12 protein-coding genes and 1 tRNA gene are annotated in these 13,207 nt (G+C 57.4%); 9 read left to right on the top strand and 4 right to left on the bottom strand.

The features are described from left to right. Window positions 1-28 precede the first annotated feature (28 nt). Window positions 29-1,174, top strand: coding sequence for a radical SAM family heme chaperone HemW (gene hemW, locus AC1P02_RS09240; protein WP_005318942.1), 1,146 nt, complete (start codon window positions 29-31; stop codon window positions 1,172-1,174). Window positions 1,175-1,399: 225 nt separating this feature from the next. Here the strand turns inward: hemW and AC1P02_RS09235 are convergent, their stop codons facing one another. The 3 genes from AC1P02_RS09235 to zntR form a co-directional block, all read right to left on the bottom strand. Then, window positions 1,400-1,636: an alternative ribosome-rescue factor A gene (locus AC1P02_RS09235; RefSeq protein ID WP_265430577.1), complete on the bottom strand. Its 237-nt coding sequence runs from the start codon at window positions 1,634-1,636 to the stop codon at window positions 1,400-1,402. Between the two features lie 130 nt (window positions 1,637-1,766). After that, window positions 1,767-2,306: a dihydrofolate reductase family protein gene (locus AC1P02_RS09230; RefSeq protein WP_485185123.1), complete on the bottom strand. Its 540-nt coding sequence runs from the start codon at window positions 2,304-2,306 to the stop codon at window positions 1,767-1,769. Between the two features lie 81 nt (window positions 2,307-2,387). Continuing rightward, complete coding sequence (zntR, locus tag AC1P02_RS09225; RefSeq protein WP_058395202.1) at window positions 2,388-2,828, bottom strand: Zn(2+)-responsive transcriptional regulator; 441 nt, start codon at window positions 2,826-2,828, stop codon at window positions 2,388-2,390. Window positions 2,829-3,259: 431 nt separating this feature from the next. On the opposite strand from zntR, the gene purH reads away from it, so the two are divergent. The 6 genes from purH to AC1P02_RS09195 all read left to right on the top strand — a co-directional run bounded on the left by purH (window position 3,260) and on the right by AC1P02_RS09195 (window position 10,736). Then, on the top strand, window positions 3,260-4,852 hold the full coding sequence (purH, locus tag AC1P02_RS09220) for a bifunctional phosphoribosylaminoimidazolecarboxamide formyltransferase/IMP cyclohydrolase (protein ID WP_485185120.1): 1,593 nt from the start codon (window positions 3,260-3,262) through the stop codon (window positions 4,850-4,852). A 117-nt stretch (window positions 4,853-4,969) separates the two neighbouring features. Then, window positions 4,970-6,259, top strand: coding sequence for a phosphoribosylamine--glycine ligase (gene purD, locus AC1P02_RS09215; protein ID WP_290076776.1), 1,290 nt, complete (start codon window positions 4,970-4,972; stop codon window positions 6,257-6,259). Window positions 6,260-6,558: 299 nt separating this feature from the next. Further along, window positions 6,559-6,933 carry a cytochrome b562 gene (locus AC1P02_RS09210; protein WP_005318930.1) on the top strand — a complete coding sequence of 125 codons (375 nt, stop codon included), beginning with the start codon at window positions 6,559-6,561 and terminating at the stop codon, window positions 6,931-6,933. Further along, on the top strand, window positions 6,914-7,465 hold the full coding sequence (locus AC1P02_RS09205) for a cytochrome b/b6 domain-containing protein (RefSeq protein WP_485185117.1): 552 nt from the start codon (window positions 6,914-6,916) through the stop codon (window positions 7,463-7,465). The genes AC1P02_RS09210 and AC1P02_RS09205 overlap by 20 nt, the downstream gene beginning before the upstream one ends. 345 nt (window positions 7,466-7,810) lie before the next feature. Further along, window positions 7,811-10,075, top strand: coding sequence for an alpha amylase C-terminal domain-containing protein (locus AC1P02_RS09200; protein WP_485185115.1), 2,265 nt, complete (start codon window positions 7,811-7,813; stop codon window positions 10,073-10,075). A gap of 190 nt (window positions 10,076-10,265) precedes the next feature. Next, entirely contained in the window at window positions 10,266-10,736 is a 471-nt protein-coding gene (locus AC1P02_RS09195) for a tetratricopeptide repeat protein (RefSeq protein WP_485185113.1), read from the top strand. A gap of 48 nt (window positions 10,737-10,784) precedes the next feature. On the opposite strand, the gene AC1P02_RS09190 is transcribed toward AC1P02_RS09195, so the two are convergent. Beyond that, a tRNA-Ile gene (locus tag AC1P02_RS09190) sits at window positions 10,785-10,861 on the bottom strand. Between the two features lie 165 nt (window positions 10,862-11,026). Here AC1P02_RS09190 and AC1P02_RS09185 point away from each other — a divergent pair. Then, on the top strand, window positions 11,027-12,328 hold the full coding sequence (locus tag AC1P02_RS09185) for a tyrosine-type recombinase/integrase (protein WP_309265634.1): 1,302 nt from the start codon (window positions 11,027-11,029) through the stop codon (window positions 12,326-12,328). A 53-nt stretch (window positions 12,329-12,381) separates the two neighbouring features. Continuing rightward, on the top strand, window positions 12,382-12,918 hold the full coding sequence (locus tag AC1P02_RS09180) for a hypothetical protein (protein WP_309265635.1): 537 nt from the start codon (window positions 12,382-12,384) through the stop codon (window positions 12,916-12,918). Window positions 12,919-13,207 lie beyond the last annotated feature (289 nt).

The following is a 13,207-nucleotide window of genomic DNA, read 5'->3' as shown; positions in this document are numbered from 1 at the left end:
GTTTTTATTTTTGATTATTGGAAGCCCCATGCTGCAACTGCCGCCCCTCTCCCTCTATATCCATGTGCCCTGGTGCGTCCAGAAGTGCCCCTACTGCGACTTCAACTCCCACGCCCAGAAAGGGGAGCTGCCCCACCTCGAGTATGTGGCCGCTCTGCTGGAGGATCTGGATCTGGATCTGAAGTGGGCCCAGGGGCGTCCGCTCTCCTCCATTTTTATCGGCGGTGGCACCCCCAGCCTGCTGACGGTAGAGGCCATGCAGACCCTGCTGGACGGGGTGCGCGCACGCATCCCCCTGACGCCGGATTGCGAGATCACCATGGAGGCCAACCCGGGCACTGTGGAGGCGGACAAGTTCGCCGGCTTCAAGCAGGCAGGCATCAACCGCATCTCCATCGGGGTGCAGAGCTTCCAGCAAGAAAAATTGACTAGGCTCGGCCGCATCCACGGTCCCGAAGAGGCCCGCAAGGCCGCTGCGCTGGCCCACGCCATCGCGCTTCCCACCTTCAACTTGGATCTGATGCACGGCCTGCCGGATCAGAGCCTGGACGACGCCCTCTATGATCTGCAACAGGCCATCGACTGCGCGCCGCCGCATCTCTCTTGGTATCAGCTCACCATAGAGCCGAACACGGCCTTTGCCTCCAAGCCGCCACGGCTGCCGGAGGATGACACCCTGTGGGACATCTACGAGCAGGGGCACGCCATGCTCACCGCCCGGGGCTATCAGCAGTACGAGATCTCGGCCTATGCCAAAGCGGGCTATCAGTGCCGCCACAACCTCAACTACTGGCGCTTCGGCGATTATCTCGGGATAGGTTGCGGCGCCCACGGCAAGATGACAGATCTCGCCAGCGGCCAGATACTGCGCAGCGCCAAGGTGAAGCACCCGAAAGGCTATCTGGATCCCGCCCGCCCCTACCTGGACAAGCAGTGGCAGGTGACCGAGGACGAACTGCCACTGGAGTACTTCATGAACCGGTTCAGATTATTCGAGCCGGCCCCCAAGGCGGAGTTCGAGGCTTACACCGGCTTGGGCCTGGAGCGGGTGGAGACTATGCTCGCGATTGCCCAGACCAAGGAGCTGATCGAAGATCTGGGTGACTGCTGGCAGCTCACCGCCCTCGGCCATCGTTACCTGAATGTGCTGCTGGAACTCTTTATGGACGAGTAAAAACTTGTTCACGATCTTGCTGCGAAACCGTGATCAAGGCTCATGCGCTGCTCGGAATCCTCACGTATGCCTATACGCTCCGGTTCCTGCGCTGCTCTTCACCTTGTTGACTGTTTCTCGCGACAGGTCGTGAGCCAAGTATTGGCGAGCCGTTTTCGCCATAAAACAATCAGGGCGCCATTGGCGCCCTGATTGTTTTGAATCCTGCCGATGGCAGAAACCCGCTCAGCAGCAGACGCGTCCCATCTGCTGTTGGCCGGGCTCCCACCGCTTGCCGTGTTTGGCCTTGCGCTGGTAGCTCCCCTTGCCCTTCTTGCTTGGCTCGACCCGGCTGCGAAACAGCGGATCCGTGAGCAGGGCTTGCAAGTGGTTATCCTTTATCTCCCCGCGCCTGTGGGCATAGCCTGCCTGAGCGGCGATATCCTGCACGATGACGGGCTCATCAACCCTTCTCTTGGCCATAGTGGCTCCTTCTCTTCTCTCTCGTTATTGGCTGTATTGCGGTTTTCTCTGCAGGCCTGTGGCCCAGGTCAAAAACGCAGCGATTTTGTCACCAAATCGCCGCCGTCACAATGGCATCCTGGCAAACTGATCAGCCCTTTTGCTCTCGCTGGTAACTCACCTGAACAATCCCGCTTGGCAGCGTCTTCACCTGAGCTGGATGCCAATGACTCACCGGGATATCAGCCCCGAACAGCGGAATGCCTTTGCCAAGCAGCACCGGGACGCTGGACAGCGTCAGCGTATCGACCAGGTCGGCCTGCAGAGCCTGGCGCACCAGGTTGCCGCCATCCAGATAGACATGACGGGCCCCTTCATCCCACAGCCCGGCCAGTACCTGCCTCAGTTCACCACTGACAAATTGTTCCTGATAGCGAGGCTCGACGGGATTGTGCGTCATCACCCTGACTGTCAGCCCGTCATAGGGCCAGACGCCGAACTCCATGACGGCATCATAGGTATTGCGTCCCATCAGCAGCGTATCGCTATGTTCCATCAGCGCATTGAACCCGGTTTCATCGGGAGGATCGGAGGAATAAGGCGTCAACCAGTCGAGCGAGTGGGCCTCCCCCGCGATGAAGCCATCAAGGGAAATAGCCAGGAAGACGGTGACTTCGGGTCTTGTCATCATGATGTTTGCCTCTGTGCGCAAACGGCTGATAGGGCGCTATCTGGATGCTCGCCACCAGCAACCGCTGTCGGATCAATGGGTTTATTCATGAGCGTGGGCATGATGCTCATGCTGGGCGGGGGCGCCGGATTCGAGCACCTCCAGGATGGCGCAGTGCTCCGCCGAGCGCGGACCGCCGCAGCAAATGTTGGAGAGCTCGCGCAAATTTTCGCGAAATCGGGTCAGCTCCACGATTTTCTGCTCCACCTGGGCCAGCTTGGTGTCGGCCACCGCCTTCACCTCCTGACAGGTCACGTTGGCCTTGTGGGTGTCGAGATCGAGCAGCTCACCTATGTCGGCAAGGGAGAAGCCCACCGACTTGGCACGTATGATGAACTCCAGTCGCCGCCTGTCCTGCTCACCGTAGAGGCGGTAGCCGGACTCGTTGCGGATCCCCGGCGAGATGAGGCCGTTTTTCTCGTAAAAGCGCAGAGTATCCGCCTTTACCCCGCACGCCTTGGCCAGTTCACCGATCCGATACATGCCCTGTCTCCCTTCTGGTTTGCCACTCGAAAAAACCGGAACCTACTATCGCCCCTTTGCCCCTTGATTGCCAGCCAAGGGCAGGAAAGGGGCAAGCAAAAGGTGAGTCCGCCGCTTTTTTTCATCAAAACACTGAAAAGACAAACGTTTCACAAAAAACAACCAGAAAACGTTTAACACCTCACCAGACAAGGCTTTGTCACTTTAAAAAATCCACCACAGGTCACATTTTTTGTGTAGAATACGCGCCCACAAGAGAGCGTCGCGTCAAGCGGGCATTTCCTAAAACGCTTTTGCCAGAAACGGGTCTTTCAGGCGAGAGTGGTTTGCGAAATCCCCCACTTACATTTATTTGGGGACTCTCTGTGTTTGGTGCGACCCAGTGCGCTTGCCTGCCATAGAAGTTCCCGCATGCTGAGGACGATAGTGTGATGGAACAAGCTCGACCCATTCGCCGTGCACTGCTGAGTGTGTCTGACAAGACTGGCATCCTGGAATTTGCCAAGGCACTCAACGAACGTGGCGTGGCCCTGCTCTCCACTGGCGGCACCGCCAAGCTGCTCGGCGACGCGGGTCTGCCGGTGACCGAGGTCTCCGACTACACGGGTTTCCCTGAAATGATGGATGGTCGGGTCAAGACCCTGCATCCCAAGGTTCATGGCGGCATTCTCGGCCGTCGGGACCAGGATGACGCCATCATGGCCCAGCACAATATCTCCCCCATCGACATGGTTGTCGTCAACCTCTACCCCTTTGCCGCTACCGTGGCCAAAGCCGGTTGTCCCCTGGCCGATGCAGTCGAAAACATCGACATCGGCGGCCCGACCATGGTGCGCTCCGCCGCCAAGAACCACAAAGACGTGGCAATCGTGGTCAAGGCAGCCGACTACGCACGCGTGATCGCCGAGATGGATGCCAACGGCAACAGCCTCAAACTGGCTACCCGTTTTGACCTTGCCATCACCGCCTTCGAGCACACTGCCGCCTACGACGGCATGATCGCCAACTACTTCGGTACCATGGTGCCCTCTTATGGCGACAACAAGGAGGGTGATGCCGAGTCCCGCTTCCCGCGCACCTTCAACAGCCAGTTCATCAAGAAGCAGGACATGCGCTACGGCGAGAACAGCCATCAGGCTGCCGCCTTCTATGCCGAGGAGCATGCCACCCCGGGTTCTGTCGCAAGCAGCCAACAGCTGCAGGGCAAGGCGCTCTCCTACAACAACATCGCCGATACCGATGCGGCGCTGGAGTGCGTGAAAGAGTTCAGTGAGCCCGCCTGCGTCATCGTCAAGCACGCCAACCCCTGCGGCGTGGCCATCGGCGATGACCTGCTGACTGCCTACGATCGCGCCTACCAGACAGACCCCACTTCCGCCTTTGGCGGCATCATCGCCTTCAACCGCGAACTGGACGGGGCCACCGCAGCCGCCATAGTCGCGCGCCAGTTCGTGGAAGTGATCATTGCCCCGAGCGTGAGCCAGGAGGCTCGCGATGTGGTCGCCGCCAAGCAGAACGTTCGTCTGCTCGAGTGCGGCCAGTGGACTGCTCCGGCCCAGGGGTTTGACCTCAAACGGGTCAACGGCGGCCTGCTGGTACAAGAGCGGGATCTCGGCATGGTGACGCAGGGTGACCTGAAAGTGGTCAGCAAGCGCCAGCCAACCGAAGCCGAACTGAAAGATCTGCTGTTCTGCTGGAAAGTGGCCAAGTTCGTCAAATCCAACGCCATCGTCTACGCCAAAGAGGGCCAGACCATAGGCGTCGGCGCCGGCCAGATGAGCCGGGTCTACTCCGCCAAGATCGCCGGCATCAAAGCCGAGGATGAAGGGCTGACAGTAGCGGGCTCCGTCATGGCGTCCGATGCCTTCTTCCCGTTCCGTGACGGTATCGATGCCGCTGCGGCCGCCGGTATCTCCTGCGTCATCCAGCCAGGTGGCTCGATGCGCGATCAGGAAGTGATCGACGCCGCCGACGAACATGGCATGACAATGGTGTTCACCAACATGCGCCATTTCCGTCACTGATGAGTCAGGGTCGCCGCTGGCGACCCTTTTGTTGTCTCTTTTCAACTGACTATTTTCAACCGGCGACGCGCCATCTGCGAGCCGAGCCGGTTACCACAAATAGAAGCGAGCGATACGATGAAAGTACTGATCATTGGCAACGGCGGTCGTGAACACGCCCTGGCCTGGAAGGCCAAACACTCTCCACTGGTGCACCACGTCTTCGTCGCACCGGGCAATGCGGGCACCCAGCTGGAGCCTGGCGTCGAGAACGTCGCCATCGAGGCGACCGACATCGAGGGGCTGCTGGCCTTTGCCAAAGAGAAACAGGTCGGTCTCACCATAGTCGGGCCTGAAGCCCCGCTGGTGAAGGGGGTGGTCGATGCCTTCCGCGCCGCCGGTCAGCCCATCTTCGGCCCAACCGCCGCCGCCGCCCAGCTGGAAGGCTCCAAGGCCTTCACCAAGGATTTCCTGGCCCGTCACGCCATTCCGACCGCCGACTACCAGAACTTCACCGAGGTCGATCCTGCGCTCGCCTATCTGCGTGAGAAGGGTGCTCCCATCGTCATCAAGGCCGATGGTCTGGCGGCAGGTAAAGGCGTGATCGTCGCCATGACCCTGCAAGAAGCGGAAGACGCCGTGCGTGACATGCTCTCCGGCAATGCATTCGGCGATGCCGGTGCCCGTGTGGTGATCGAAGAGTTTCTGGATGGGGAAGAGGCGAGCTTCATCGTCATGGTGGATGGCGAGCATGTGCTGCCCATGGCCACCAGTCAGGATCACAAGCGGGTCGGCGATGGCGACACAGGCCCCAACACCGGCGGCATGGGCGCTTACTCCCCGGCACCCGTGGTCACCGATGCGGTGCACAACAAGGTGATGGAGCAGGTGATCATGCCAACCGTGCGTGGCATGGCGGCCGAAGGCAATGTCTACACCGGCTTCCTCTACGCCGGCTTGATGATCGATGGCCAGGGCAACCCCAAGGTGATCGAGTTCAACTGCCGCTTCGGCGACCCCGAGACCCAGCCCATCATGCTGCGAATGCAGTCCGACCTAGTGGAGCTCTGCCTGGCCGCCTGCGAAGGCAAGCTGGATCAGAAAGAGGCCATCTATGATCCTCGCGCCGCCATCGGTGTTGTGCTGGCAGCGGGTGGTTATCCTGGCGACTACAGCAGCAATCACCCCATCAGCGGCTTGCCGGTGGATGAAGTGGCCGGTGAGAAGGTGTTCCATGCCGGGACCCGACTGGAAGGGGATACCAGCCTGACCCAGGGTGGCCGCGTGCTGTGTGCCACCGCGCTGGGCTACACGGTTGCCGAGGCGCAGCAACGCGCCTATCAGCTGGCTGGTCGCATCAAGTGGGATGGCATCTTCTACCGCAAGGACATCGGCTGGCGTGCCATAGAGCGCGAGCAGGAGCAGTAATTCCCGCCTTCGCCACCATCATGATCATCAGGGCCTGCGGGCCCTTTTTTCTGCCCGGCACCGCCCGATTACCAGCAACGGGGTTGTGATGTCGCTATTCCTCCCCTCGCCAACGTCCATCACCTGACAAACCTGGTGTCATTCGGCGTGCTACATGTGATCAGCACAATGGACACACTTGGTCACAATTGGTCGTACTTTCTTCATACAATTGCCCAATCTTCATGGCATCATGTTAAATTAACCGCACTTAAAAGAGTGCCATAAGAAACCGCAATGTCGTCCAATAAGGAAATTCCATGTTGAAAACTGTTCGCCCCCTGTTGCTGCCCCTGATGTTTGGCCTGATGACCCTGCCTGCCATGGCAGGTGATCTGGAACAGCCGATGAAGAAGATCGGCTTCAACTACAAGCAGGCTGTCAAAGCTGACGATGCAGCCACCATGGAGAAGCACATCAACGAGATGAAGGCTCAGCTCGACGTCGCCAAGCAGAAGAACATGCCCACCGCCAAGAAAGAGAAGTTCCTGGAAGGCATGAACGAGGTGCAGAGCGAGCTGGATGCCAGCCTGGCCGCCCTCAAGGCGGGTGACGAGGCCAAGGCGCGCGAGCACCTGGCCAAGGTCAATGACCTGAAGAAGGAGTACCACAAATATGCCAAGCAAAAAGGCTGATCCCTTTCATTGGGATAGTCTGGTCCGCCTCACCCATTGGGGTGTGGCGGTTGCCTGTGTCGGCAATCTCTGGCTCAACGAAGCCGGGGAGGAGTGGCATGAATGGCTGGGGTACGCAGCCATGGCACTGATTGTCCTGCGCCTACTGTGGGGACTCTCTTTCGCCAAAGACCATGCCCGGTTGCGAGCCCTGATCCCGAGCCGGGAAGATTTTCGCCAGCAGGCCGTGGAGCTGCGGGAACGTGCTCCGGCCGCCCCCGGTCATCATGGCAGCGGCAAACTGGCGGTATGGGCGCTCTGGCTGACCGTATTGGCCACCGCAGGTAGCGGCTGGTTTCAGAACACGGAGACGGGGTTTGAGCTGGGTGCCGATGACTGGCACGTCTGGTGTACCTGGGTGCTGCAGGGGCTGATTGCTCTGCACCTGACGGCCCTGGCGTTCACCTCCTGGCGTCAGCGCAGCAACCTGGTAGCTCGCATGTTGCCGATGCGCCAGCGTACCGCAACAGTCCGGCAAGAGCCGCACTCTTGACCCAGACGGGCATCCTCCCCGGGTGCCCGTATCCCGACATCATCTAGATGCGGCCATGCTGCATCGGCATACTCGCACCTGCATACCCAGTCATCCTTCCCCTGCTTAACGCCAGCGTCGATACCGGATGATTCCGACGCTGGAAAGCCTCATACCTTGTCATCGATAACCGTTCAAACAGGCATGAAAGCATTTTCATTCACAATTATTAACTAAATAAAATTGTTTGATTTTCAACCAAATCGATTTCATTGATGCTACTGAGCCGAACGAGGATTGTTCGTTGTCCGTTCGACATTCAGACAGTGATACATCAATAACAGCAAAATCGAAGGGAAAATCGTCATGCACAACACACTGTTTCGAACTGCCATGCTCACTGCGGTCCTGAGCTCATTCAGCCACACTGCCACCGCCGAAGGCGTCATGGTTCACCTGTTCCAATGGAAGTTCAACGACATCGCCAACGAGTGCGAGAATGTCCTCGGCCCCAAGGGATTCGGAAGCGTTCAGATCACGCCGCCTGCCGAGCACAAGCAAGGAAGCCAGGTCTGGTGGACCGTCTATCAACCTGTCAGCTTCAAAAATTTCAATAGCCATGGCGGCAACGAGGCGGAGCTCAAGAGCATGATCGCCCGCTGTAACGCCGCCGGGGTCAAGATATACGCCGATGCCGTCTTCAACCAGCTGGCATCGGGCACGGGAACCGCCACCGGCGGCGGCAGCTACAACTCGGGGCAATATCAGTATCCCCAGTTCGGCTACAACGACTTCCACCATAGCGGTGACATCACCAACTACGGCGACAGCAACAACGTCTGGAATGGCGCGCTCTACGGGATGCCGGACCTGAAAACCGAGTCGCCCTATGTGCAGGATCAGATTGCCACCTATATGAAGACCCTGCTCGGTTGGGGAGTTTCGGGTTTTCGGGTTGACGCGGCCAAACACATGGCCCCTGCCGATGTGAAGGCCATCCTCGTCAAGGCAGGCTCCCCAAAAGCCTATCTGGAAGTGATCGGCGCAGGTGGTGAATCCGCCGAGATCCAGCCCAATCGCTACACCCATATCGACACAGTCACCGAGTTCAAGTACGGCACCGATCTCGCTGCCAACTTCAACGGCAAGATCAAGAATCTCAAAACCCTGGGAGAGAGCTGGGGCCTGCTCCCTTCCGACAAGTCCTTCATCTTCGTGGTCAACCACGACCGCGAGCGCGGTCACGGTGGCGGCGGCATGCTCACTTTTATGAACGGTGCCCGCTATGAGCTGGCCAACGTCTTCATGATGGCCTGGCCCTATGGCTGGAAACAGGTAATGTCGGGATATCGCTTCGAGAACATGGGTACCTACGAAACCGACAAGGGCGCCCCTGGCAGCACACCTTGCTCCGATACCCAGTGGAACTGTGAACAACGCCGTCCACAGATCATGAACATGGCCATGTTCCACAACCAGACCAAGGATCTGCCGGTCAACAACTGGTGGGATAACGGCAACAACCAGATTGCCTTCGGTCGGGGTGACAAAGGTTTCGTCGCCATCAACAACGAAAGCGGCAACCTGATAGCCTCAGTCCAGACCGGACTGCCCGCTGGCGAGTACTGCAACATCCTGAGTGGCAATGATTACTGCAGCGGCGCCTACATCAAGGTCGACGGCAGCGGCAAGGCCAGCCTGGACCTCGTCGGCATGAAGGCCGCCGCCATCCTGGTCGGCTGTACCAAGGCAGCCCCTTGCGGTGGCCTCATTCCGGGTAACCGATTCAGCAGCATGAACCTGCGCGGTACCCATAATGCCTGGGGCAACACGGCAATGCAGGTGGACGCCAACCGCATCTGGTCGGCCATCATCAACTTCACCGGCGCCGGTGACACCAGCGGTGCCCAGCGCTTCAAGTTCGATGTGTTTGGCAACTGGACCGAGAACTACGGTGACAACGAAGGGGACGGCATTGCCGACAAGGGCAGTACCAGGGATATCTACTTCAATGGTGCCGGCCAGTATCGCATCGCTCTCAAGGAGAGCGATCTCAGCTACACGGTCACTGCATTGAACAATAACCAGGCGCCAGTTGCGGTCATCTCGCCCAAAAACCCCAGCGTCAAGCTGGGTGAGAACCTGGTGTTTGACGCCTCAGGCTCCACCGATGATGCCGGTGTGGCGAGTTACAGCTGGTCCACCGGTGGCATCGGCAAGACAGAGACTATCCAGTTCGATACCCTGGGTTCCCGCACAGTGACAGTCACTGTCACCGATATAGAAGGGCTGACAGCCAGTGCCAGCGCGACCGTGAACGTGATCGACGGCAGTGACGCCTACACCAGCGAGCTGCCGACCCTGCACTTTCGCGGTACCCCGAACGGCTGGGGTGTTCTTGCCATGACCCTGGTCGCCGACAATCAGTGGGAAGCACGAGTCACCTTCGATGGCCAAACCAACCAGCGCTTCAAGTTCGATGTAAAGGGTGACTGGAGCCAGAACTACGGGGATACCAACAAGGATGGCGTCGCCGAGCTGACCGGTGCCGACATCACTACCCCGGTGGTGGGAGCCTATGTGGTCCGCTTCAACGATCAGACACTGACCTACAGCCTGAACGCCCAGTAAACCCCAAGGGGTTGCGACGCTTTCAAGTTGCTACCAACCAGCAGGGCCTCCTTCCCATCCGGGCAGGGGGCCAGGCTCATGTGGAGCCATATAAACTGCCCCTTGCCCCCACACGATAGTGCGCCCTCTGTCATTTCCCGGTCGCCGACTCGCAGGCATACTGAGTCGACATTCCCATGCAGGAGCGCATATGGAACAGCTACAAAATCTGAAAGCCGAGGGACGGATCGAAGAGGCTCGTCAACACGGCCTGCTTCAGCTCGCAGAGCATCCGCAAAACGCCGAGCTGCATTATGAAGTGGCTGGCCTGCACGATAACCTGGGGCGAGAGGCACAGGCGATCCCCCTCTATCAGCGGGCCATCGCACTGGGGCTGGCGGGTGAGGCGCTGCGCGGAGCCTGGCTCGGCCTTGGCAGCTCTTATCGCACCACAGGACAGTATCCGGAGGCGCTGACGGCCTTCGAGCAGGGTCAGGCCTGCTTCCCGAATGCCAATGAGTTCAAGGTATTTCGCGCCATGGTTTGCTACAACCTGGGGCGCCACAAGGAGGGAATGGAGAGCCTGCTGGCGGTGCTGGCAGAGACGACAACCGCTCCCGCTCTGATCCCTTATCGACGCGCCATGGCGCTCTACGCCACCGATCTGGACCGGCAATGGTAAGCGCCAGAAACGACAACGCCGCTCATGATGAGCGGCGTTGTCTGGATTTGGTGGCCCCTGCCCGACTTGAACGGGCGACCAATCGATTATGAGTCGACTGCTCTAACCAACTGAGCTAAGGGGCCAGAATGTTGGTTTGCGGCGCGGATTTTTAATTACCTACATAACAATCACTTACAAGCATGCTGTGTATCATTATGTCTCAGATAGTAACAGGTAGCTTCATTCCAAGTACACTTGCAAGTACACTTCGAAAATATTGAAGTGCACTTAGCGAGGTTTGCCATCCAATGCCATTGACTCACAGTGAAGTAAACGCGCTACCCGCGAAAAAGAACCCGTATTTTCAGACTGACGACAATCGCACCCGAGGAGAAGGGAGGTTAGGTGTACAGGTATTCCCTAGTGGCACAAAGACCCTGACGTTTCGCTACAGGCGCGATGGGAAGTGGGCATTTATACCGCTTGGCAGCTTCCCAAACCTCACCCTTGCCGATGCCCGCGAGAAGGCCAAGGCGTTTGGTCAGATGATCCGCGATGGCCTAGACCCCAAAGACGAGCTGGCCCGTCAAGCAAAGGAGCGGGAGCAAGAAAAGCGGGAGCATGAGCAGCAAGGAACCATTGAGCAGCTATTCAAAAGCTACACCGAGCAGATGAATAAGGATGGCAAGCGCACCTATGAGGCCGTATTGGTGGCCTTGGAGAAAGAGACCTACCCAGTAATCAAACCCACGACCAAAGCTAAGGACGTGACCGCACACGATATCAAAATCATTCTGGCACACATGATCCACCGTGGTGCTGCTACCCAATCCAATCGAGTCAGAAGCTATCTAATGGCCGCATTCAATTACGGGCTAAAGCATGACAACGACCCCGCCAACTTCATAGACGATGCCAAATTTGGTTTGGTGCTTAATCCGGTGGCTGCCATACCCAAGCAAAAGGCCGCCGAACGCGTTGGGGAGCGTTTCCTAACGTGGGCAGAGGCTCGCCAGTTGCTCGATGATATGGAGCAACCCACTAGCTTAGGCTTGACCCTGCGCAGCCTGATCCGACTCTGTTTCTTCACGGGCGGCCAACGTCCCTATGAACTTGCCGCCTCACGCTGGGCAAGTATCGACTGGCAAGCCAAGACCCTGACCATTACCGCCGAGCTTTCCAAGAATGGCCGCCCCCACCTGATCCCCCTTACTGATAGTGCCTTACGAGTACTGAGAGAGCAGCAAGAGGAAACGGCGGGTAGCCCCTTTATCTTTGCTCACGCCACCAAGCCAAACGAGCCAATGCCGATGGCCTCACTTAGCCAAGCGATTGACCGTTACCGTAAACGCACCGAGATGGCGCACTTTATCCCCCGCGATTTTCGCCGCACCTGTAAGACCCTGATGGGTGAGCTTGGCATAGCTAAAGATCTGCGCGACCGCCTACAGAATCACGCCCTGAATGACGTATCCAGTAAACACTATGACCGATATGAGTACCTACCAGAGAAGCGCCGAGCCTTGGAGCTATGGGAGCGGCGGTTATTGGATCTGGCAGCGGATACCGTGGTTTCCGTTAACTTTGGGGGACGTGAGTTATCTTCCTGACGCCAAAGGCGCTACCATGCTGGTTAGTTATGTCAAGCTAGGGCAGGGATGGAATGGCAATAACAATAGGCTACGGTTTGCTTGCTCTTTTGGCTGTGGGAATCTGTTTATATCAAGTGTTCATTAGACTAAACCCCGAAGCAAAAACTGTAAGAAAGGGAGTAAAATTATTGTCACGTGCCCTGGGGATTAAGTCATCATTGGTATCACGTATGATGATGGATCTTGGGCCTAAGAATGGTTATGAGCTGTGTCATATGGTGGAGCAAACAAAGGGGAATACAGACGCCCCTTTCCACTTCATATATGAGTGTGGTGCGCTGATATTTTTCTTCCATTGGTGTTTGTATAAGACCCCCTCAGATGTTCATTGGTTGCACCAACACTTAGCAAAACAGGGGTTTTCAATTGATCAGATTAGCATGGATGAAGATGCGTTAGGCATGGCACAGTCGATACTCTCTAATATTGATTTACGTGGGTACGACTTGCACAAGCTTCACAAAGCCCTCTCTGCTTTCATTGCCAAGTTTGAGGAGTACCTTGATAGTGATGGCAGTCAGGAACCGCCAAGGATCGTTTTAGACTAGGGCTTGATTGTCATGGATTTTTATAGAAAAGTCTCCTTCATAGCGATCATTGCTGTGTTGCTGATCTTGGTGGCAGGGCCATTCCTTTTCAAGTTCTATCCAAACTTTGAAAAGGGAAAGATTATGTGTGAGTCACAAGGAGGGCACGTTAGCTTTGAAGGACGAGACATCAGGGTTTATGACGATAGAATCGAATTGGTTGGTGTCTGGGGAATATTGGATAGTGGTAAGCCCAGACACATTTTGATCCAAACCAAAGGACGTTTGTGTGTGATTGAAGAAAGCAACG

This window comes from Aeromonas sp. TS_SC_11 (assembly GCF_057318915.1).
This window is presented reverse-complemented; position numbering and strand designations above follow the sequence as displayed.